Annotated in this window: 22 protein-coding genes; 13 read left to right on the top strand and 9 right to left on the bottom strand. The window is 61.6% G+C overall.

Annotation, left to right across the window (positions count from 1 at the left end; all coding sequences use genetic code 11):
- Positions 1-60 precede the first annotated feature (60 nt).
- Positions 61-741 carry a response regulator gene (locus tag AGR2A_RS14450; protein WP_004443444.1) on the top strand — a complete coding sequence of 227 codons (681 nt, stop codon included), beginning with the start codon at positions 61-63 and terminating at the stop codon, positions 739-741.
- Positions 738-2,114 (top strand): sensor histidine kinase, encoded by a 1,377-nt coding sequence (locus AGR2A_RS14445; RefSeq protein WP_072494794.1) that lies wholly within the window; start codon positions 738-740, stop codon positions 2,112-2,114. Before AGR2A_RS14450 ends, AGR2A_RS14445 begins: the two co-directional genes overlap by 4 nt.
- Before the next feature lie 41 nt (positions 2,115-2,155).
- On the opposite strand, the gene AGR2A_RS14440 is transcribed toward AGR2A_RS14445, so the two are convergent.
- The 5 genes from AGR2A_RS14440 to AGR2A_RS14415 all read right to left on the bottom strand — a co-directional run bounded on the left by AGR2A_RS14440 (position 2,156) and on the right by AGR2A_RS14415 (position 5,610).
- Positions 2,156-2,488 carry a hypothetical protein gene (locus tag AGR2A_RS14440; protein WP_072494793.1) on the bottom strand — a complete coding sequence of 111 codons (333 nt, stop codon included), beginning with the start codon at positions 2,486-2,488 and terminating at the stop codon, positions 2,156-2,158.
- A 106-nt stretch (positions 2,489-2,594) separates the two neighbouring features.
- The gene (purU, locus tag AGR2A_RS14435; protein ID WP_006700424.1) at positions 2,595-3,479 is read right to left on the bottom strand and encodes a formyltetrahydrofolate deformylase; all 885 of its coding nucleotides are present in this window, start codon (positions 3,477-3,479) and stop codon (positions 2,595-2,597) included.
- Positions 3,480-3,686: 207 nt separating this feature from the next.
- A complete protein-coding gene (locus AGR2A_RS14425) occupies positions 3,687-4,463 on the bottom strand; it encodes a YbaY family lipoprotein (RefSeq protein WP_072494792.1) in 777 nt (258 codons plus the stop codon).
- Between the two features lie 265 nt (positions 4,464-4,728).
- Positions 4,729-5,253, bottom strand: coding sequence for a heme utilization cystosolic carrier protein HutX (gene hutX / locus AGR2A_RS14420; RefSeq protein WP_072494791.1), 525 nt, complete (start codon positions 5,251-5,253; stop codon positions 4,729-4,731).
- 9 nt (positions 5,254-5,262) lie between these two features.
- Complete coding sequence (locus AGR2A_RS14415; RefSeq protein WP_004429958.1) at positions 5,263-5,610, bottom strand: antibiotic biosynthesis monooxygenase family protein; 348 nt, start codon at positions 5,608-5,610, stop codon at positions 5,263-5,265.
- Between the two features lie 186 nt (positions 5,611-5,796).
- Here AGR2A_RS14415 and AGR2A_RS14410 point away from each other — a divergent pair, with 186 nt between their 5' ends.
- Genes AGR2A_RS14410 through AGR2A_RS14400 form a run of 3 tightly spaced genes read left to right on the top strand, consistent with a single transcriptional unit; the run spans position 5,797 to position 8,554 of the window.
- A complete protein-coding gene (locus tag AGR2A_RS14410) occupies positions 5,797-6,690 on the top strand; it encodes a heme/hemin ABC transporter substrate-binding protein (RefSeq protein WP_004443429.1) in 894 nt (297 codons plus the stop codon).
- Positions 6,687-7,775, top strand: a complete 1,089-nt coding sequence (locus tag AGR2A_RS14405; protein ID WP_022556828.1) for a FecCD family ABC transporter permease — start codon at positions 6,687-6,689, stop codon at positions 7,773-7,775. The genes AGR2A_RS14410 and AGR2A_RS14405 overlap by 4 nt, the downstream gene beginning before the upstream one ends.
- Positions 7,772-8,554 carry a heme ABC transporter ATP-binding protein gene (locus AGR2A_RS14400; RefSeq protein WP_004443422.1) on the top strand — a complete coding sequence of 261 codons (783 nt, stop codon included), beginning with the start codon at positions 7,772-7,774 and terminating at the stop codon, positions 8,552-8,554. Before AGR2A_RS14405 ends, AGR2A_RS14400 begins: the two co-directional genes overlap by 4 nt.
- Positions 8,555-8,569: 15 nt before the next feature.
- Here the strand turns inward: AGR2A_RS14400 and AGR2A_RS14395 are convergent, their stop codons facing one another.
- Entirely contained in the window at positions 8,570-8,926 is a 357-nt protein-coding gene (locus AGR2A_RS14395; protein ID WP_004443420.1) for a YbaN family protein, read from the bottom strand.
- 247 nt (positions 8,927-9,173) lie between these two features.
- On the opposite strand from AGR2A_RS14395, the gene AGR2A_RS14390 reads away from it, so the two are divergent.
- The 5 genes from AGR2A_RS14390 to AGR2A_RS14370 all read left to right on the top strand — a co-directional run bounded on the left by AGR2A_RS14390 (position 9,174) and on the right by AGR2A_RS14370 (position 13,436).
- Positions 9,174-9,569 (top strand): VOC family protein, encoded by a 396-nt coding sequence (locus AGR2A_RS14390; RefSeq protein WP_004443419.1) that lies wholly within the window; start codon positions 9,174-9,176, stop codon positions 9,567-9,569.
- Positions 9,570-9,587: 18 nt separating this feature from the next.
- Complete coding sequence (ung, locus tag AGR2A_RS14385) at positions 9,588-10,280, top strand: uracil-DNA glycosylase (protein ID WP_004443416.1); 693 nt, start codon at positions 9,588-9,590, stop codon at positions 10,278-10,280.
- A 207-nt stretch (positions 10,281-10,487) separates the two neighbouring features.
- Positions 10,488-11,564: a siderophore-interacting protein gene (locus AGR2A_RS14380; RefSeq protein ID WP_072494790.1), complete on the top strand. Its 1,077-nt coding sequence runs from the start codon at positions 10,488-10,490 to the stop codon at positions 11,562-11,564.
- Between the two features lie 160 nt (positions 11,565-11,724).
- Positions 11,725-12,669: a VOC family protein gene (locus tag AGR2A_RS14375; RefSeq protein WP_072494789.1), complete on the top strand. Its 945-nt coding sequence runs from the start codon at positions 11,725-11,727 to the stop codon at positions 12,667-12,669.
- A 152-nt stretch (positions 12,670-12,821) separates the two neighbouring features.
- Entirely contained in the window at positions 12,822-13,436 is a 615-nt protein-coding gene (locus AGR2A_RS14370; protein WP_022556824.1) for an alpha/beta hydrolase, read from the top strand.
- Positions 13,437-13,681: 245 nt separating this feature from the next.
- On the opposite strand, the gene AGR2A_RS14365 is transcribed toward AGR2A_RS14370, so the two are convergent.
- Positions 13,682-14,266 (bottom strand): transglycosylase SLT domain-containing protein, encoded by a 585-nt coding sequence (locus AGR2A_RS14365; protein WP_004443407.1) that lies wholly within the window; start codon positions 14,264-14,266, stop codon positions 13,682-13,684.
- Between the two features lie 660 nt (positions 14,267-14,926).
- Between AGR2A_RS14365 and AGR2A_RS14360 the strand changes: the two genes are divergently transcribed.
- Complete coding sequence (locus AGR2A_RS14360) at positions 14,927-15,460, top strand: transglutaminase-like cysteine peptidase (RefSeq protein ID WP_037091951.1); 534 nt, start codon at positions 14,927-14,929, stop codon at positions 15,458-15,460.
- Positions 15,461-15,511: 51 nt separating this feature from the next.
- Here AGR2A_RS14360 and AGR2A_RS14355 read toward each other — a convergent pair whose 3' ends face one another.
- A complete protein-coding gene (locus AGR2A_RS14355) occupies positions 15,512-16,399 on the bottom strand; it encodes a DMT family transporter (RefSeq protein WP_072494958.1) in 888 nt (295 codons plus the stop codon).
- A 242-nt stretch (positions 16,400-16,641) separates the two neighbouring features.
- Here AGR2A_RS14355 and AGR2A_RS14350 point away from each other — a divergent pair, with 242 nt between their 5' ends.
- Positions 16,642-17,940, top strand: a complete 1,299-nt coding sequence (locus tag AGR2A_RS14350) for an adenylosuccinate synthase (RefSeq protein WP_004443399.1) — start codon at positions 16,642-16,644, stop codon at positions 17,938-17,940.
- Positions 17,941-18,010: 70 nt separating this feature from the next.
- Positions 18,011-20,317 (top strand): hypothetical protein, encoded by a 2,307-nt coding sequence (locus AGR2A_RS14345; RefSeq protein ID WP_072494788.1) that lies wholly within the window; start codon positions 18,011-18,013, stop codon positions 20,315-20,317.
- Between the two features lie 428 nt (positions 20,318-20,745).
- Here the strand turns inward: AGR2A_RS14345 and rpoH are convergent, their stop codons facing one another.
- Positions 20,746-21,648, bottom strand: a complete 903-nt coding sequence (rpoH, locus tag AGR2A_RS14335; RefSeq protein ID WP_004443393.1) for an RNA polymerase sigma factor RpoH — start codon at positions 21,646-21,648, stop codon at positions 20,746-20,748.
- Between the last annotated feature and the right edge of the window lie 4 nt (positions 21,649-21,652).

The raw sequence follows: 21,652 nt of genomic DNA, 5'->3' as shown, positions 1-21,652 counted from the left end.
GCTGGCCATTCACAAGCGGTAAGGGTCTGGTTAAACTCGGCAATGTTGCAGGAGGAAGATTTGCGTATTTTGCTGGTCGAGGACAATCAGGTGCTGTCGGAAGGGCTTTCGGCGCTTCTGCGCGGCAGCGGTTATGCGGTGGACGTGGTTTCCGATGGCGCCTCCGCCGATGCGGCAATTACAGCGGAAAGTTTCGATCTGGTCATTCTCGATCTCAACCTGCCGGAAATGGATGGCATCGAGGTGCTGCGCTCCATGCGATCGCGTCAGGACAAGGCGGCGGTGCTGATCCTGACGGCGCGCGGCACGCCGGAAGAAAAGGTCAAGGGGCTCGATCTCGGTGCCGACGATTACATGATCAAGCCCTTCGATATCACCGAATTCGAGGCGAGGGTGCGGGTGCTTCTGCGCCGCAATGCGGGGCTGCGCTCTTCGGCGCTGAGTTTCGGCAAGGTGCTGTTCGATCTTAATTCCCGCACCTTTTCGGCGGACGGTCGCCCGCTCGATATTCCGGCGCGCGAAGTGGCGCTGCTGGAGGTGCTGTTCATGCGGGCGGGCAAGGTTGTCGCCAAAGAGGCGATCGTGCAGTCACTGACAGGTTTCGACGACGATATTTCCGCAAATGCCATCGAGCAATATGTCAGCCGCCTGCGCAAGCGGCTCGCGCCGCACGGGCTGACGGTGAAGACGGCGCGCGGCATCGGTTATTATCTCGAAAAGCTGCCGGAGATGGCTGAATGATACAGGCCGCCTATTCGCTCAGGCGGCGACTTCTAGGCTGGCTCCTCATCTCCACCGCCATCATCGGCTGCGTTGCGCTGACCGATACATGGCGCGAGGCGGTTAACACCGCCAATGTGGTTTCAGACCGGGTGCTTTCCGGTTCCGCGCTCGCCATTGCCGAGCGGGTGGTGGTGGCCGAGGACGGTTCGCTGGAAGTGGACATTCCCTATGTGGCGCTGGAAATGCTGACATCGGCTGCCCAGGACCGGGTTTTTTACCGTGTCGACGGGCCGAACGGGCAATTCCTCACCGGCTATCAGAACCTGCCGACGGTCGCGAACCCGAAGGGTGATACGCCCGCCTATCGTGATGCCGTGTTTCGCGATGAACCGATCCGCATCGCTGCCATCAGGCGTTTCGCTTCCACTGGCATTAATTCCGTGCCCTTTTCCGTCACGGTTGCCGAAACCACCATTGCCCGCAGCCAGCTGGCGCAGGCCATCATCCTGCGCTCGGCGCTGCGCCTGCTTTTGATGATCGTCGGGGCGGCGATCATCGTCTGGATCGCGGTGACGATTTCGCTGCGCCCGCTTTACCGGCTCAGTGAAGCCATTGCCGAGCGCAGCCCGAACGATCTGCACCCCATCCGCCAATCCGTGCCTGTCGAGGTGGAAAATCTGGTGGAGACGGTAAACTCCTTCATGGTGCGGCTGCAATCGGCGCTCGATGCGCTCAGGCATTTCACCGGCAATGCCAGCCACCAGCTGCGCACACCGCTTGCCATCATCAGCACCCAGCTGGCTCTTTCCGCCCGCGCCGCCAGCCTTGAGGAAGCGCAGGCGGCGGCGCTGAAGGGTGGGGCATCGGTCGCCCATGCCGAGCATATCCTTGCCCAACTTCTGCGCATGGCCAATATCGATGCTGCCGGCTCCAGCGAGAAACATGATTTTTCCGCGATAGACCTCGTGGCTGTGACGCAGAACGTGACGGCCGATTTCGTGCCGCGCGCCGCTGAGGCGGGTATCGATCTCGGTTTCGAAGGCGAGGGCGAGGCGACCATTCTCGCCGAACCGCTCTTGATCGGCGAGTTGATCGGCAACCTCGTTTCCAACGCCATCAATTATGCCGGTCGCGGCGCGGAAGTCACCGTGCGCGTGGGCAGGGAGACGGGCGTCGTCTGGCTGGAAGTGGAAGATAACGGCCCAGGCATCCCGCCTGAAAAACGCGCCATGGTTCGCCAGCGCTTCGCCCGCGGCGAAGAAAACGCCGCCCCCGGCGCGGGCCTCGGCCTTGCGATCATCGAGGAGATAGCCGGGCTGTTCGGCGGGCGGCTGATGCTGGAGGATGGTGCGGGTGGGCGTGGGCTGAGAGCGCGGGTGGTGTTTCCCTGAAGCGGCGCTGCTGCGCCGCCTCAGTGCAGGACCTGCCGGCCCTATTCGTTCATCTTGTCGATGATCTGCATCATGATGTCGGCGCAGGCCTTCATCGGCTCGTCATCGGCACATTTGACGTCGATCTTGCGTTCGCCGTCTTCGATCCTGAAATGCGCCGCCTTGGAGGGTGGTGGCGGCATTCTCTTGCCATGCGGGCCGCCGCGCCAGCCTGCTTCCTTGGGGCCGCCAGGGCCGGGAGGAGGAGGCGGTGGTGGAGCATCGGCGCTTTGACTGGTATCCGCCGGTCCCGGCGGCGGTGGGGGCGGCTGCTGGGCGAAACCGGACCCCGCCGCGATGAGCAACGCGACGCCGGTAATGACGAGCTTTTTCATGTGAATGACCTCGCTGTTAGGCTACGGCGAAGAAACGGTTACTGGATATGCTGGGTTGCTGGCCGGCGAAAATAATTCCGCCGGCTTTATCAGGTGTATCCCGATTTCACCCCATCCGCTCGGAAGCATAGCTTCCCGGGCTTGGCGGGAAGACCACGGTGCGGTTGCCGTTGATGAATGTGCGGTGGTGGATGTGGGCGTGGATGGCGCGGGCAAGCACTTGGCTTTCCACGTCGCGACCAAGCGAAACGTAGTCATCGGCTGATTGCGCGTGGGTGATCCGCACCGTGTCCTGCTCGATGATCGGGCCTTCGTCGAGATCGGCTGTTACATAATGCGCTGTCGCGCCGATCAGCTTCACGCCGCGCTCATAGGCCTGCTTGTAGGGGTTCGCGCCCTTGAAGCTCGGCAGGAAGGAGTGGTGGATATTGATGATCTTGCCTGACATCTTGCGGCAGAGGTCATCGGAGAGCACCTGCATGTAGCGGGCGAGCACGACGAGTTCCGTGCCTGTTGTCTCGACCAGCTCCATGAGTTGGGCTTCGGCCTTCGGCTTGTTCTCCTTCGTCACCTTGATGTGGTGGAAGGGGATGTCGTGGTTGACGACCACTTTCTGGTAATCGAAATGGTTGGACACGACACCGACGATGTCGATCGGCAGCGCGCCGATCTTCCAGCGATAGAGCAGGTCGTTGAGGCAATGGCCGAAACGCGACACCATCAGCAGCGTCTTCATGCGTTGGCCGTCCGGGTAGATATCCGCTTCCATGCCGAATTTTTCCGCCACCGGCCGGAACCCGTCGGTAATGGCTTCAAGGGAGGCGCCCTCTTCCGAGATGAAGGAGACGCGCATGAAGAACTTGCCGGTCTCGAGGTCGTCGAACTGCGAACTGTCGACGATATTGCAGCCTTTCTCCGCCAGATAACCGGAAATCGCGGCGACGATGCCGCGGGTCGATTTGCAGGCTACGGTCAGAACATAGGATGTCATTCGTTTTCCCTCAGAGACGTCGCGCCGGTATCAGCCGACGCAGTTCGGCGCGTTCCATAGCGCAGCTCCGCGGTGGAGCAAAGCGTCAAGACGAACGCAGTCAAAGTCATAGGGCGGGAAAGGGAAGCGCGCCGTGCCGGAAGCGACATGGAATGTTCCATGGCCAGCACGGCGACGCGGTGTGTTTTGCCGGGGCGGTCGCCAACCTCAGGCGCGGTGCAGGCGCATTGCCGTGCGGCCGCGGCCGTCGAGCAGTTCCAGCGCGCCGCGGCGTGGCTCCAGCCTGAAGGAGCGGGCGCCTTCCAGGGCTTCGATGAACTGCCGCTCCTGGCGCATGATGTCTGGCGCGCAGGCCATCTGGGTGGAAATCATCCGGCCGAAATCGACACGGTTACGGTTGATCTTCACTTCACCGCCAATGCCGTTACAGCCGGCATTTCCGGAAACGCGGCCTTCGCGGGAGATTTCCAGCGTCGCCTGCCGGCGGCCGCGAACCCTCTCGCCGCGGATTTCCTCGACCAGCCAGCGCCCGTCGATACCGGCTTCCGGCTCCGGGCGGCCCGGGCCGGCGCCGACGCGCTCCAGCACGAGATCGGTATCGTCGCGGCCACCGGTCAGGACGGAATAGCGCCGGGTGGTGGTAAAGAGCAGCCGGTCGCGGTCGCGGATTTCGGCGCTCAGCGCATAGGAGCGGCGGCCACGGATGTCGCGGTCGTCATAACGCAGCACGAAGGGCACCGGCACCTGGCCGCGCGGGCGAATGGTGGTTTCGGCAATCGTCTGCGACGGCGCGTCCGCCAGCGACACATCGATCAGGCGCACGGTAACGGTTGCGCCCGGCGGCAGGGCGATGCGTTCGCGATAGGAGACGCTGCCGCGCAGGCTCGCCGGTGCCGCCGCCGCGCCGCCTGCCGCAAAGAGCGGGGCAAGCGCGAGAAGACCGGCGAAACTGCGGCGCGAAAGAAGGGGCTGGTGGTCGGTCATGGTGCTTGCTCCGTGCTGGTTCCGGTGGAATTGAACCGGATGATAAAAAACGGCACTGAACGTGCGATGAACCGGATTTTCAAACCCGGTCAGGTGGACATTTGGTGTGGATGGCAAGGGACCGACGGGAGGATCTATGCCATTTGCATCCCCTCCGCCCTCATTCCCATGCTTGCCACAGGACTCCAGTCGACACGCGTCTAGTGTGGAGGGAGGCCGCATCGTCCAAGGGAGCAACTCCTTGCCGGCGGCCTCCGCTCAGCTCTCAGCCGCGGAAACCGTTCCGCAGCGCTTCGAACTTCGCCAGTTGTTCGGCCAGCAACTCCTTGTTCTCGTCGCGGCGGACGAACACCTTGAACATGGCGCCGCCGGCGGCATTCATGAACCAGACGGAACAGGAGCGGCGTCCGTGGAAGCCGCGGTCGACGAAGGTGATGCCGGCGCAATTGTCCTTCTTGATGTGACCGCCGATGGGGCTGTCGCCGTGGATATTGAACCAGCCGTGACTTTCGCTGCCTTCCGGCAGGTGGCCCGGCACTTCCAGCACGATATCGCCGGTCTGCACGATCATCAGGATTTCACCCCAGCCGCGCATCTCGTTCCAGATCGCATCGAAGCGGTCGGCGGCAGCGGAAACGGCCGCACCTTCCGGCAGGATCGCCAAAATCTCGGCCGGCGTCACCTCGGCCTTGGAGGCGATGGCCTCCACGATGCCATCAGGTTTTTCAGCGAGCGCGGCGGCGGCGCGTGCCCGCCTGTCGTCGTCCGTCTTTTGGACTGCAATGCTCATCGGTTAGCCTCAGGCGGCAATCGAACGGCGCTCGCCATTCTTGTCTTCGTGGATGATGACGTCGAAACCTTCGAAATGCGGACCGGAGAGATATTCCACCTTGCCGCGGTTCTCGCCGGCCTTGGCATGGGCGGCGCGGAACTGTTCGGATTTCGTCCAGGCAAGGAAATCGTCCTTGGTGGCCCAGACGGTGTGCGAAGCATAAAGCGTGTGATCGTCCGCCTTCGGGCCCTTCAGCATGTGAAATTCGATATAGCCCGGCAATTCGCTCAGATGCGATTTGCGCTCGCGCCAGATGGATTCGAATGTGTCTTCGTAACCCGGCACGACGCGAAAGCGGTTCATTGCGATAAACATGAAAGTCTCCCTTTAAGTTTCCTGTTTCAGTCAGGATATCGTCCGCGGACGGGGTTGGGAAGGGGTTCACGCCAAAGCGAACAAAAATACTCCACTTATCGATTGCGCGGCGTATAAACATGTGTAAATAACTCAAGATTAGTGGCGCGGGTGAACCTGCGCCGGGTCGTTTTTCAGGATAACGCCATGTTGAATTCCCGTCTTCGTTCCTTTGTTTTCGCCGCCCTCGTGCCCGCCGCAATTGCCTTTGCCGCGCCGGCCGCCATGGCTTCGGACAAGGGTAATCCGGAGGCTAAACGCATCGTTGCCCTGGGCGGTACGGTTACGGAAATCCTTTATGCGCTGGGCGCAGGAGACCGTATCGTGGCGCGCGACAGCACCAGCAGCTATCCGGCCGATGCGCTTGCAAAGCCTGACGTCGGTTATATGCGGGCACTGTCTTCAGAAGGTATCCTGTCGCAGAAACCCGATCTCATTCTCTCCGAAGACGGCTCAGGCCCGGCGGACGTCATCGCCATCCTGAAAGCCAGCGCGGTGCCTTTCGTCACCGTCGATACGCCGCCGAGCGGCGATGCAATCCCTAAAAAGATCGAGGATGTCGGTGCGGCCGTGGGGCTCTCGGACAAGGCGAAGGCGCTGGCTGCCGAGACCAGGGCGGGGCTTGATGCGCTCACCAAGGACGTCTCCGCCGTGCCGGAACAGGGCCGGAAACGCGTTCTGTTCGTGCTTTCCACTGCCGGTGGCCGCGTCATGGCGGCGGGCAAGGATACAGAGGCGGCGGCGATCATCGAAATGGCTGGGGGTATCAACGCGGCGGAGGACATTACCGGTTACAAACCGCTGACGGACGAGGCGGTCATTGCCGCGGCGCCCGACGTGGTACTCACAATGGCGCGCGGCGACCACGCCGCCAAGGCGGATGAGACTTTCGCGCTTCCCGCGTTCCAGTCTACACCCGCCGCCGCCAGCAAGGCGCTCATCAGCATGGATGGGCTTTATCTTATCGGTTTCGGCCCCCGCACGCCCGCTGCAGGCCGGGAGCTGGCAAACAAGCTCTATCCTGATGTGGTGAAGCCGTGAGCCTAGCCGTCTTGAGTTCGACCGAGGGCAGCGTTGCGGGCGACAGATCCCGTCAGGGCGTTGTTGCCCTTGTCGTGCTCGTCGGCATCCTGCTGTTTGCCTGTGGCGTATCGCTGATCAGCGGACCCACGGGCGTCGGCATCTCCGAACTCCTTGCCTATCTCACCGGCGGCGCGGATCAGCTCGATGCGCGCGACAGGATCATTCTCGAGGCGGTGCGCCTGCCGCGCACGGCGCTCGGCATGTTGATCGGCGCGGGACTCGCTGTTTCAGGGGCGATGATGCAGGGCCTGTTCCGCAATCCATTGGCCGATCCCGGTATTGTCGGCGTCACCTCGGGCGCTGCGCTCTTTGCTGTCGCCGCCATTTCGCTCGGGGAAGGCGCGCTTGCCACGGTCGCGCTGTTTTTCGGCCCTCACTTCCTGCCGATCATGGCCTTCTTCGGCGGGCTCCTGAACACCTGGGTGCTTTATCTGATCGCCACGAAGGACGGCGCGACCTCAACCACCACACTCATTCTGGCCGGCATTGCGGTGGCGGCCATCAGCGGTGCGATGACCGGGTTGATGATATTCGTCGCCGATGACCGGGCGCTGCGCGACATCACCTTCTGGTCGCTCGGTTCTCTCGGCGGGGCAACGCCCGCCAAGGTACTGGCCACCCTGCCTTTCATCATCGTCGTTCTCGCCATCATTCCCTTCGTCGCGCGCGGGCTGGATGCGCTGATCCTCGGGGATGCGGCCGCCTTCCATATGGGAATACCGGTGCAGCGGCTGAAACGGGTCGTCATTCTGGCCGTTGCCGCCGCCTGCGGGGCGAGCGTGGCGGCGGCGGGTTCCATCGGCTTTGTCGGTATCGTCGTGCCGCATCTGCTTCGCCTCGCCATCGGCCCGTCGCATCGTTTCCTGTTGCCGGCCTCCGCCCTTGGCGGGGCGGCGCTTTTGCTGCTGGCCGACAGTTTCGCCCGCACGGTGGCCGCACCGGCGGAACTGCCGATCGGCGTCGTCACGGCGCTCATCGGTGCGCCGGTCTTTCTGTTCCTGCTGCTGGGACGCGGCGGTTTTTCCATGCGGAACATGTCATGATCCGGGCCGAAAACCTTACCCTCATCCGCTCCGGCCGTCGGCTGCTTGATGAAGTCAGCGTCGATCTGAAACCCGGCAAGGTCAATGTCATCATCGGTCCCAACGGTGCCGGCAAATCCACGCTGATGAAGGTTCTCTCGGGCGAGATGCGCGCTGAGGCCGGTTTGGTGACCTATAATGATGTCGACCTGCCGGTGTTCACGCCGGTCCAGCTTGCGCGGCTCCGCGCCGTGCTGCCCCAGAGCACCCAGCTCGCCTTCCCTTTCACCGCGCTCGAAATCGTCCGCATGGGGGCGGTCGCGCAGGGGTCGCGTGCGCCGGAAGAGCAGGCCCGCCGGGCTCTTGCCAAGGCCGGGCTGCGCGGTTTCGAACAGCGGTCCTACAATATGCTCTCAGGCGGCGAGCAGCAGCGGGTGCAGTTTGCGCGGGCGCTGGCGCAGGTACCGAACCCGGTTGAAAATGGCGAGGCAAGGGCGCTCTTCCTCGACGAGCCCACCGCAAGTCTCGATATCGGCCACCAGATCGCCGTGCTGGAAACGGCGCGGGATTTTGCAAGCGGCGGCGGGCTGGTTCTCGCCATCCTGCACGATCTCAATCTGGCCGCGGAATTTGCCGATCAACTTATCGTCATGCATGGCGGCCGGGTGACGGCCAGTGGCCCATCGCTGGAAACGATCAGCGATGAGACCATTGCAAGGGTCTATGGCATTGGTGGTGTCGTCGGCCGGCTGCCGGCGCGGCATATTCCCTACGTACTTCCGCAGTCTCGCCACCGATAGGGGCTGTCCTCCGCCTCAATTTTCCGGGCGGGTGGCGATGAAGAGCGCGGAGCCCAGCATGACGGCGGCGACGACGGCTGCGCGCAACGGCGGCGGCTCGCTCAGGAACCAGAAAGCGGCGTAGCTGACGGACATGGCCGAAAGCGCTGCGATCTTGGCTTTGCGGGCTATTGCGCCGCGTTCGCGCCATCGCCGCAGGGAAGGGCCGTATCTGGGATGGGCGAGAAGCCACGCCTCGAGTTTTGGCGAGGAGCGGGAAAAACACCAGAGCGCCAGAAGCAGAAAAGGCGTGGTGGGCAAAACGGGAAGAAACGCGCCGACAATGCCGGTCGCGACCATAAGCCAGCCAAGACAGAGGTATAAAAGGCGCATGCCTAGCCGGTATCATGACTTTACCACTCAGGATAGAGCGGTGGGCCGAAAAGGATGGGTCCCGTTGCCGCAGGCTCCACTGCACCGGAAACCGGCAGCTTTTGCCATCACATTTGCCGTGATCTGCGTTCTCCCCGGCCCTGTGTCGCGCCTTTAGGGTTGAAAGCGCCGCACACTGTCTTTATCCCCTTGGCCGCGATGCCTGGAGCATAACCGGGCCGTCAACAGGAAGAAGAAGGAAAACACCATGGCCAAGCTGATCCACTCGATGGTCCGGGTGCTGGACGAAAAGCGTTCGGTGGAATTTTACAAACAGGCTTTCGGGCTTGAAGTGGCGGAACGCGCCGAGTTCGAGAATTTCACGCTGATCTATCTCAGCAATGCCGAGGGCGATTTCGAGCTGGAGCTGACCGTCAACCGTGGCCGCGAAGTGCCCTATGCGCTGGGCGACGGTTATGGCCATCTCGCCGTCAGCGTTGCCGATGTTGACGCCGAGCATCAGCGCTTCAACGAGATCGGGCTTTCCCCCGGCAAGATCATCGAGGCCGATTACAAGGGTCAGCCTTTCGCAAAATATTTTTTCATTTGCGATCCCGATGGTTACAAGATCGAAGTGCTGCAGCGCGGCAACCGGTTCAAATAAGCTCTGATGGAGGCAGGCATGGCAGAGGCAGGCGTTAAACTCGAAGACAGCTGGAAGCGCGTGCTTTCCGCAGAATTCGCCAGCCCCTACATGCAAAAGCTGAAAGAGTTCCTGCTTGCCGAAAAGACAGCCGGCAAGCGTATCTTCCCGAAGGGCGCGGACTATTTCCGCGCTCTCGATCTGACACCGCTCGATGAGGTGAAGGTCGTCATATTGGGGCAGGACCCCTATCACGGCGCCGGCCAGGCGCATGGACTGTGCTTTTCCGTGCAGCCCGGCGTGCGCATCCCGCCCTCGCTCGTCAATATCTACAAGGAATTGCAGGCGGATCTCGGCATTCGCCCGGTCGGCCACGGTTTTCTGGAAAGCTGGGCGAAACAGGGCGTGCTACTGCTCAACAGCGTGCTGACGGTGGAAGAGGCCCGCGCCGCCTCGCATCAGGGGCAGGGCTGGGAAAAATTCACCGACGCCGTCATCCGCGCCGTCAACGACGAGTGCGACCATGTCGTCTTCCTGCTCTGGGGTTCCTATGCCCAGAAGAAGGCGGCCTTTGTGAACCAGCGCAAACATCTGGTGTTGCGCTCGCCGCACCCGTCACCGCTTTCCGCCCATAACGGCTTTTTCGGTAATGGCCATTTTTCCAAGGCGAATGCCTTTCTCATCTCCCATGGCCGCGACCCGATCGACTGGCAATTGCCGGAATCGGTGTAAGCCCTCCCTGCATATACTTCCGTCATTCCGGCCGTGAGCCGGAATCCAGCCGACGCGCGTCTGCGCGGCGAGAAGAGTCCTTTCAGCCCAAAGACTTGGGCTGGCTGGATGCCGGATCATGTCCGGCATGACGGGATTCAAAACCAAAATGTCTTTACGCGCGGCAGCCTCCGGTCTAAAGAATACTAGACTATGAAGTGAAGGATTATGCCCGTGTCTCTCCTGTCTGCCGAAACCTCCGTCTCACTGCCCGATCCGCTGTCGATCGTCGATGCTTTCGAGGATCATTTTTCCGAGCATATGGAGATGGAGCGCGAAGGCGCGACGGTTCGGTTCAAGACCGAATACGGCCATGGCCGCTTCAGCGCAGAAGGCGGTCGTTTCGCCGCAAGCGTCAGCTGCATTTCCGAACATATATTGATGTCGGTCAAGGCCATGGTGGCCGAGCATATTGTCGAGTTTTCCGGGGAGACGGGGCTGGATTTCCGCTGGAGCGGCCATGGCGCGCAGCAGCGCGAACTGCCCAATCTTTTCGTCGGCAAGATTGCCCGCGCCTATAATCTGACGCCGCATATGCGCCGGCTGGTGGTTTCCGTCGAAAGCGGCATTGAAAGGCTGATGACGGGCGGCATGCATGTGCGGCTGCTTCTGGTCCCGGATCAGGCCCGAGCGCCGGTCTGGCCTTATCTTGCGCCCACCGGGGCCATCGTCTGGCCGGCGGGCGAGGATCTTCTCACGCGCCGCGTCTACACCATCCGTTCCGGCGATATCGCGCGCGGTGAAGTCCATATCGACTTCGTCATGCATGAGGGTGACCACATGCCGGGCGCGACATTCGGCGCAACGGCCAGGCCCGGTGATGTTCTCGGCATCATAGGCCCGAGCGGTGTCTGCCCGGAGGCCGAACGTTATGTCTTTGCCGGCGACGAGACGGCGCTGCCGGTGATGCTGCGCATGGCGGCCGAAATGCCGGCCGGGAAGAAGCTCAGCGTCTATGCCGAGATCGATGACGAAGCCGAGCGGCAGGAAATCGTTTGCGCGGCAAATGTCGAGTGGACATGGCTCTATCGTCGCGGCAAGGCCGCCGGCACCGCCGGCCTTATTGAAAAAGCGCTGCGCGACCATGCCTGGAGCGGGGACCATGAAGGATTGCATGTCTTTGTCGCCTGCGAAAAATCCGAGGCGAGGGCGGCAAAATTCTTCCTTACCGACGAGATTTCCGTGCCGAAAGCTGCTCTGCGCGCGGTCGGTTACTGGAGCCTGGGTGTCGCTGACGATCATTGACTGGCCCATCGGTCGTTGAACAGTCGGTTTTATCGTTCACCATTCGGGAACAATCCGTTCCCGTTGTCCACTCTATGCCCGAGAGCACTGTTACCCCATCTTTACGCCATGAAAAGGACGGGCCCAACCATGCGGCCCGCCAGGCAAGAAGGGGTTTATCATGCTCAACCAGATCAAGGGCCTGCACCACGTCACATCCATGGCGGCGAGCGCGCGCCAGAACAACAGTTTTTTCACCGATACGCTCGGCCTGCGCCGGGTAAAGAAGACGGTCAATTTCGACGCGCCTGATGTCTATCATCTCTATTATGGCGATGAAGTCGGCACGCCCGGCTCTGTCATGACCTATTTCCCGTTTCCACATATCGCCCGCGGCCGTCCCGGCACCGGCGAAGTGGGCACGACGCTGTTTTCCGTACCGGACGGGTCGCTCGGCTACTGGCAGGAGCGTCTTTCGAAGGCCGGCGTGGATGGCCTGAAGGCCGACGAAGCCTTTGGAAACAAGCGCCTGCATTTCGCAGGCCCCGATGGTGACGGTTTTGCGCTGGTCGAGGTCAGGGATGACAACCGTGCGCAGTGGATCGGCAATGGCGTCGGTCAGGATCAGGCGATCCATGGTTTTCAGGGTGCGTCGCTGCGACTTCGCGATGAAGGTGCGACGGCCGAGCTTTTGAAATTCATGGGTTATCAGGAAGTCGACCGTCAGGACGGCGTGCTACGCCTTGGTATGCCCGGCGGCAACGGTGCCGATTTCATCGACATCGAAACCATGCCGAATATATCAGGCGCGCGGCTGGGTGCTGGCTCCGTGCACCACATCGCCTTTGCGGTCGAAAACCGCGAAAAGCAGCTGGAGGTGCGCAAGGCGCTGATGGACACCGGCTATCAGGTGACACCCGTCATCGACCGCGATTATTTCTGGGCGATCTATTTCCGCACGCCGGGCGGCGTGCTGTTTGAAGTTGCCACCAACGAGCCGGGTTTCGACCGCGACGAAGACACCGCCCATCTCGGCGAGGCGCTGAAGCTGCCGACCCAGCATGCGCATCTGCGCTCCGTGCTGGAAGAGCATCTGGAGCCGCTGGGGGATGAGAAGGCTGCTTAATCGCTCGATGGCTTTTGGCAGGATGTTGCCGCGACCTTCTCCCTCCTCGGGGAGAAGAAACAAGCGGCACTTGCTCCACATGGGAATGCTCCGTTCGGCTGAAAAAGCCGCGTGGATGCCACTGAACCTCTCCTTCCAGAAAGGATTTTTCGATGACCAAGGACAGCTATTTCCACAAGTCCCGCGCCGGTGCTGTCGGTGCACCGCTTTTCGTCCTGCTGCACGGCACTGGCGGTGATGAAAACCAGTTCTTCGATTTCGGCTCGCGTCTCCTGCCGCAGGCAACCATCCTCTCGCCTGTCGGTGATGTCTCCGAACACGGCGCGGCGCGGTTTTTCCGCCGCACCGGCGAGGGCGTGTACGACATGGCCGATCTTGCCCGGGCTACCGGGAAGCTTGCCGATTTCGTCAAGGCCAACCGGGAGCAATATCAGGCCGGTCCGGTCATCGGTCTCGGCTTTTCCAATGGCGCAAATATTCTCGCCAATGTGCTGATCGAACAGCCCGGGCTTTTCGATGCCGCAGTGCTGATGCATCCGCTCATCCCGTTCGAGCCGAAGATTTCCCCTGCCAAAGCCACGCGCCGGGTGTTGATCACGGCGGGTGAGCGCGATCCGATCTGCCCGGTGCCGCTGACCAAGGCGCTGGAACAGAGCCTGAAGGCGCAGGGTGGAGCCGTGGAGACGGTATGGCATCCGGGCGGGCATGAAATTCGCTCCAGCGAGATTGATGCCGTGCGGGAATTTCTCTCGGTTTACGGGGAGTGATGCTGTCTTCCGTCATGCCGGGCTTGACCCGGCATCCAGCCACGGCGCGTCTGTGCCGTGAAAAGAGTCTTTCGCGATCAAGGACTTGATCGCACTGGACCCCGGATCTAGTCCGGGGTGACGGGGCGCGGATGATGTGCATTCGCCCAAACTCAAGGTCATCCTCGGGTCAAGCCCGAGGATGACGGAGAAGGGATTTACTGCTCCGTCAAGTAATCCCTAGACCAGCCTCGTCCCGCCCAGCCTCAACGATACCCGCACTGCTGCAACTGCGCCTCGTAACGCAACGCCATGTTGGCGGAGCGGCGGGCAGCCTTCTGGACGGCTGAATTGTTGCGCCAGCTTCCCTTCGCATAACCGGCATGGCCGGAATAATAGGCAAGGTAGAGGTTATAGGGATCGTTCAGTGCAATGCCGTTTTCGCGGCGGCTCTTGGCGTGATACCAGCCGACGAAGTGGATGGCATCGGTGAAATCGGTACGGCTTGCCGACCAGCGGCCGGTTTCTCGCTGGTAAACACTCCATGTGCCGTCGAGTGCCTGGGCGTAGCCATAGGCCGTCGATTGCCGTTTCCAGGGAATGAAGCCCAGCAGCTTGGTGCGCGGAGGCCGCGCATAAGGGCGGAAGGCGGATTCGGTATAGATCGTCGCCATCATGACAGGCACGGGCACGCCGAACTCTCGTTCTGCCGCTTTCGCATCACGCCGCCAATTGTTGAAGATGCCGTTGCGCTGCTCGAAAATCGCACAGGCATTGGTCACCTGCGACGGTGCGGTGGCGCAGCCGGCGAGAACGAGCATCAGGAAAACAACGGCAAATACGCCACGCATAACGGAACCCTTTCGTTCCGTTATTCTTAAATTGCTAACCATTAACGTCGGGTTTTAAGACAAGGTTAATTCAAATGCCGCCGATCGGGCGGGCGTTAACCCGCTGAAAATTCCTGTGGCCGGGATGGGGCGAAACCACCTCCCGGCGCCTTTTTTCAGAATGCGTCATCCCCGCGCGTCCCCGGTGCTGCCGGCCAGACTATACTTTGCCCATACCGGTCATCAGGCGTGCGCGCGGCGCAGGATGGGCGGGGCAGGCGGCCTAAACCGGGGAGTTTCCCGATGTCACGGTCAGGGCGGCCGGCATATGCCCATCCTCCAAACAGGAACCGGTTTGGCGGGCGGGCCATGTGTTTGAAGCCGGGGCTGCATCGTTTGCAAAACCCTCTGCCACCCTTTGATACCCCCGCAGCGATGCGGCCCCTTTTTCTCTTCCCGACGTTGCCGCGGAATCCGCGGCGACGATACCGGCGCATGTTCATAAATCGTGCCCGCTGTACAAAAATGAAAACCGGTAAAATTGTAGCAATCGGCTTAAAGCGGCTGAAAACAGTGTTGTGCCATTGTGGGATCACAGACAGAGAACGTCCCTTGAAAGAGATGCTTCACAACTAAATCGAGACCGGCACAAGCCGGCGGATCGCAAAACGGGGTATGAAAATGCTGAAGAAGATTATTGCTGCCGCCATCTGCGGAATTGCCGTTGCTTCCATGTCCAACCATGCCGACGCGGCTGGCGCTGCCGGTTTTGCCCGCGGTTTTGCCGCCGTCGAGAGGTCCGCCGTTACGCAGATTGGTGTTTCCGCACCTGATGGTTTCGATGGCTGCGTCCTTTCCGCAGGTCAATGCGTTTCGACCATCGCGGCGCCGCTGACGGCCGAGCGCCGTGAGGAACTGTTGCGCGTCAACCGCGATGTGAACACCACCATGGGCGCGCTCGACGATTATTTTTCCGGTCTCGCAACCGATCTTCCGGCAACGCCTTCTGCAAACCTTGGAGATTGCGGTGACTGCGCCGCGATCAAGCGCGCCGCCCTCGCCGGCGCTGGCTGGTCTTCCAGTGCGTTGCGCCTTGCCTTTTCGCTGAACAATGACGGATCGCTCGAAAAAGTGCTGATCGTCACCACCGATAAGGGCGATATCGTCCTTGGCAATGCCGCCCTTTCTCCGGTCGAGCGCGAAACCGCGCTTTAAACCCATCCTTTCATGCCTGCCAGACTGCGCCGGTTTTCTGACCCTGTGGGTTCAGGAAGCCGGCGATTTTTTTCGTTCCGCCACGGCAATGCCGGCCAGCGCCATGATGAGCGCTGCGATCTGGTAGGTGTGCAGGGTCTCACTGAGCACGACGACCGACAGCAACGTGCCGAAAACCGGCACCAGATTGATGAACAGGCCGGCGCGATTGGCGCCGATCTGTTCGACGCCCTTGATGTAAAGGATCTGTGCGATGAGTGACGCAAAAATGGCGGCATAGACCACCAGCACCCAGCCCTTCTGATCCGGCCAGACGACGCTGTCGCGCGACATTTCCCAGAAGACCAGCGGTACAGACGTAAGCAGTGCGAAAAAGGCGGGGATGGCCATCAACGTCCGCCAGTCGACCGTGGGTTTCCAGCGCAGGATGACGGTGTAGATGGCATAAACCAGCACGGCGAGCAGCATGACGGCGTCGCCGACATTCATTTCCAGTTGCAGCAGCGAGACCGGATCGCCATGCGAGGCGAGCAGCGCCACGCCTGCAATGGTCAGGCAGAAACCGGCGATCTGGCCGAGCAGCACCCGGGTACGGAACAGGATGAAGTTCAGAACAAAAATGACCATGGGAATGCCGGCCTGTATGACGGCGGCATTGATGGCCGAGGTGTGCTGCAGGGCCGTGTAGAGAAATACGTTGAAGGCCGTGTAACCGACGCTGCCGAGCACGAAGAAATAGGGCAGGCGTTTTTTCACCACCGGCCAGTCCTTGATCAACTGCGGCACTGAAATGGCAAATATGATGGCGACGGCGAAGACCCAGCGCAGGAAGGTGAAGGCCATGGGGCTGATGTGGCCGACGGCGAGCTTGCCGGCAACAGTGTTGCCGCCCCAGCAGAGCGTGGCGATGATGAGGGCGATATAGGCTTTCGAAGGCACGCTGATGTTTCGCTTCTTCATAAGGGCGGGAAAACGGTGAGGGGTGAGCGGCGGCCTTGCACCCGCGCTTGGCCGCCCACGGGGCGAGATAATGCGGGAAATCCGCGGCTTGTCACGGAAAAAGCAAAATTCTCCATAAGAAACAGGGTCGCTTTCCGTAAAACAACACAGTATACATTCGCGGGTTTGGGTTTCCCATCGGGTTATCGGGCGTGCAAGCGCCATGAGCAGGAAAGCAAGAAATGACGAATGTTGTGGTGGTCGGCTCGCAATGGGGCGACGAAGGCAAAGGCAAGATTGTTGACTGGCTGTCCGAGCGGGCAGATGTCGTCGTGCGGTACCAGGGCGGTCACAATGCCGGCCACACGCTTGTCATTGATGGTGTCAGCTACAAGCTTTCGCTTCTGCCGTCCGGCGTCGTGCGTCCCGGCAAGCTCGCCGTCATCGGCAATGGCGTCGTCGTCGACCCGCATGCGCTGATCGCCGAAATCGGCCGTCTGGAAGCGCAGGGCGTCAAGGTTACCCCGGAAAACCTGCGTATCGCCGACAATGCCACGCTCATTCTGTCGCTGCACCGTGAATTGGACGGCATGCGCGAGGACGCCGCCTCCAACAGCGGCACCAAGATCGGCACCACACGCCGTGGCATCGGCCCGGCTTACGAAGACAAGGTCGGCCGCCGCGCTATCCGCGTCATGGATCTCGCCGACATGGAGGCGCTTTCCGCCAAGGTCGATCGCATCCTGACGCATCACAACGCACTTCGTCGCGGTTTCGGTGCGGCCGAAGTCTCGCATGAAACGATCATGGAAGAGCTGGGCTCGATTGCCGAGCGCATCCTGCCGTTCAGCGAAACCGTGTGGCTGCTGCTCGACAAGAAGCGCCGCGCCGGTGCCCGCATCCTGTTTGAAGGCGCGCAGGGTTCGCTGCTCGATATCGACCACGGCACCTATCCCTATGTGACCTCTTCCAACACGGTTGCCGGCCAGGCCGCTGCCGGTTCGGGCATGGGTCCTGGTTCGCTGGGTTATATCCTCGGCATCACCAAGGCTTACACCACGCGCGTTGGCGAAGGCCCGTTCCCGACCGAACTCAATGACGAAATCGGTCAGTTCCTGGGTGAAAAGGGTCATGAATTCGGCACCGTCACGGGCCGCAAGCGCCGTTGCGGCTGGTTCGATGCCGCGCTGGTGCGCCAGTCGGTCGCCACCAACGGCATTACCGGCATTGCGCTGACCAAGCTTGACGTTCTCGACGGTCTGGATGAGCTGAAAATCTGCGTCGGCTACAAGCTTGACGGGCAGGAAATCGATCATCTTCCAGCCAGCCAGGGCGCGCAGGCGCGTGTGGAGCCGATCTACATCACGCTGGAAGGCTGGAAAGAATCTACCGTCGGTGCCCGAAAATGGGCGGATTTGCCTGCTCAGGCAATCAAATACGTCCGGCAGGTGGAGGAACTGATCGGGGCGCCGGTTGCGCTTCTGTCGACAAGTCCCGAGCGTGACGACACCATACTTGTGACTGATCCGTTTGAGGATTAATGTCCTCGGCGATCTAGATTCATAAACCATATCGGGCCGGTACGTCGCCGGTCACGACGAGAAAGTGCTTATGGCGGATTTTGTAGCAGTCATTCGCAAGGCCGTGGATGGCTTGGCGAACAATACTCCCGAAAACCGGGCGAAGGTTTACGACAAGGCGCGCAGTGCGGTTGTGCGCCAGCTCGAGAATATGAAGCCACGTCCGCCGGAAGAATTGTTGCGCCGGCAGATCGCCAAGCTGGACGCCGCCATTGCCGAAGTGGACAGCGAATATGCCGAGGCGCTTCCGGCGCTGGAGGAGGATGACGCGTTCTCCCCCGTCGCGGAAGACGCGGCCGCGCCTTACCATCAGCACGAAATCGAAGAAGACGACCGCGCGGCGCATGCCGCCGAGCCTGTTACGCACGAAGAGCAGGAGCAGGTTTATGAAGAGCCCGCCCCCGTCGAGGCCGACGAGCGCGAGCCGGTCTACGAAGAGCAGGCCACCGAAGAAGAACCCGGCCGTGAAACGCCCGTAGCCGAGCGGGATGAGCAGGTTTACGCTGACCCACACGAAGAGCCGCGCGTAGAACAGCATGGCGAAGCCGAGCCGGAAGAGCTTTATGAGGCGCCCGCGCCCGTGGTGCCGGTATCGCCCGTCGCTTCCGACGAGGTGCATCAAACCTATTTCACCCGTGCGGAGGAAGAGCCCGCCTATCGTTCGGCCGACGAGCATGATCGTGAATTCGAAACCGCACCGCTCGCAGAGGATGCGTCCGTTCCGGCCCACTGGGCGCAGCCGGTGGATGAAGATGACTGGCGCAAGCTGGATGAGGCGCGGGACGAGGACCTGCGCGCGGCAGACGATTATGCCGACAGGCGCGCCGAGGCGGATGAGCATCCCCTCGTTGCCGATTATCCCGCGCATCATTATCAGGAACCGGAAGTGACGCTGGATCCCGAAAGGCGGGACGATGCGGATCAGCGGTTCGGCCAGACTCCGGCTTTCGGCGCCCGCGACGAGTTTTCCGAGCAGCGGCAGAGCGAGGAGGCCACTCCGAAAAAGGCCGTCGTGGAAGATTTCTCGTCCTATTTTCAGGATGCGGATATCGCCATTCCCGCCAAAGACGCCCCCGTCCTGCCGCGTGCCGATAACGATCCCTTCGGCGATCAGGCGCAGGCGAAGGACAACAGGGAGCGTACGCCCTGGGATGATCTGGACGAGCTGATCGGTTACGACGGCGCGTCGTCCACCACCCGCCAGTCTTCGGATGAAACGCCCGGCCTCGGCGCGGCTGCGGCAACGCCTGCCTACATGGTCAAGAAGAAGCCGCGCCGCAACTATGCCTCCGTGGTGCTGGCACTTGTGGGCGTGGCGCTGCTTGCCGGCGGTGGTTATGCCTTCTGGCTGAACCGCGATGCGCTGAACGACATGGTCGGCGGGCTGGTCAATTCTGCCCAGAACGGTGGTACCCAGACATCTTCGCCGGAGACGGCGCAGACGCAGCCCACCACGCCGCCCGCGACCCAGCAGCCGCCTGCGGCCGGCCAGCAGCAACCGACGGCCACACCAAACAACCACCCGAACCAGTCGCATGGCGATGATGGTTCGGTTACCGGCACAAAGTTCACCCAGCGGCTTCTGGCCGATGGCACCGAGCGTGACGAGGGCCAGGCACCGGGCGCGAACGGCCAGCCCGTCACGGCGGAAGGTCAGTCGGTCTACGAGCAGAATGTTGCGCCTCCACCGGCAGGCGAAAGCCCGGCCGGCAATACAGGTGCACCTGCCGGCACACCGGCTGGCGCACCCGCCGGACAGCAACCTGCTGCCGCGGCTTCCGGCGACCGCATGTTCCTTTATGAGGAAGTGCTGGGCCAGACGGTTCCGACCGCGATTCAGGGCAGCGTGTCCTGGTCGCTGCAGCAGGAAAATGATGCCGAAGGCAAGCCTTCGCCTACCGTGCAGGGGCAGATTACCGTTCCCGGCCGTGGCCTCAGCGCGCTGATCACCTTCAAACGCAACACCGATCCGTCGCTGCCGGCGAGCCATCTGATCGAAATCGTCTTCTCGGTTTCGCCCGGCTTTGAAGGCGGCGCGATCGACAGCGTCCAGCGTATTGCGATGAAGAGCACCGAGCAGGATCGCGGCAACGCGCTGATCGCCGTTCCGGCCAAGATCACCGACGATTTCCACATGATCGCGCTCAACGACTTCCCGGATGCGATGAAGACCAATCTGGAGCTTCTGAAGAGCCGCAACTGGATCGATATTCCGGTGTCCTACCGCAATGGCCGCCGTGCGCTGCTGACCCTGCAAAAGGGCAATGACGGCATCGCCGCTTTCGACAAGGCGCTCAGCGAATGGGCGGCATCAGCGCCGGCGACGGGCGGTCAATAAGGATTGAAAGGGCGGCTCAGGCCGCCCTTTTCGTTACATGGCTACGGCGGTGTCTTTGCTGTGTCAGGTGATGGGCTTCGGGGATGTTGGTGGGTGCGGCTCACCCCCCTCTGCCCTGCCGGGCATCTCCCCCACAGGGAGGGAGATCGATATGCCGCGAGGTCTCGACCAACTCAACGGTCGAGGATGAAGCGGCGGTAGCGCGTCTTGCCGATCTCCCCACCTGTGGGGGAGATGTCCGGCAGGGCAGAGGGGGTAAGCGGCATCCTCTGAAGCATCGATATTTTTCCTACCGGTTTTCCTCCAGCACTATCGTCGGTCTCAGAGGCAGACCATTTCCTATCGCCCGCCTTTTACCAACAAAAAATCCCCGGCCGAAGGCCGAGGATGATTCATGGTCAGCGCATTGGCGTCATGAGCGGGCTATCTTACGCATCCACCACGCGCAGGGCGCGCGCCGCTTCCAGCGCTTCCTTCTGCACCGCTTCCTGCACCTTCTCAAAGGCACGGACTTCGATCTGGCGCACGCGCTCGCGGCTGATGTCAAACTCGGACGAGAGTTCTTCCAGCGTCACCGGCTCCTCGGCAAGTCTGCGGGCCTCGAAGATGCGGCGTTCGCGGTCGTTCAGCACGCCCATGGCTTTCGCCAGCATGCGGCGGCGGGTTTCCAGTTCGTCCTGCTCGATCAGCACGTCTTCCTGGCTGTCATGGTCGTCCACCAGCCAGTCCTGCCATTGGCCGGACTCGCCTTCGGACGCCTTGATCGGCGCATTCAGCGATGCGTCGCCATGCAGGCGGCGGTTCATCGAGATGACTTCTTCTTCAGACACCTGCAGCTTCGTCGCGATTTCCTTGACATGCTCCGGCTTCAGGTCGCCATCGTCGATGGCCTGGATGCGGCCCTTCAGACGGCGCAGGTTGAAGAACAGACGCTTCTGGTTGGCAGTTGTGCCCATCTTCACCAGCGACCACGAGCGCAGGATATATTCCTGGATCGAGGCCTTGATCCACCACATTGCATAGGTGGCCAGACGGAATCCGCGTTCCGGATCGAATTTCTTCACCGCCTGCATCAGGCCGACATTGCCTTCGGAAACGACTTCGCCGATCGGCAGGCCGTAACCACGATAGCCCATGGCGATCTTGGCCACGAGACGCAGATGGCTGGTGACGAGCTTGTGCGCGGCGTCGCGGTCGCCATGCTCGGCATAACGCTTGCCAAGCATGTACTCTTCCTGCGGCTCCAGCATCGGGAATTTGCGGATTTCGTCGAGATATCTATTGAGACCGGCTTCGCCGGCTGTAATCGTAGGCAAACTATTGCGGGCCATAAAG

The sequence above is a fragment of the Agrobacterium genomosp. 2 str. CFBP 5494 genome (assembly GCF_900013495.1).
Lineage (GTDB): Bacteria > Pseudomonadota > Alphaproteobacteria > Rhizobiales > Rhizobiaceae > Agrobacterium > Agrobacterium pusense.
The sequence above is the reverse complement of the archived record's forward strand: the minus strand, read 5'-3'. Positions and strand labels throughout refer to the sequence as shown.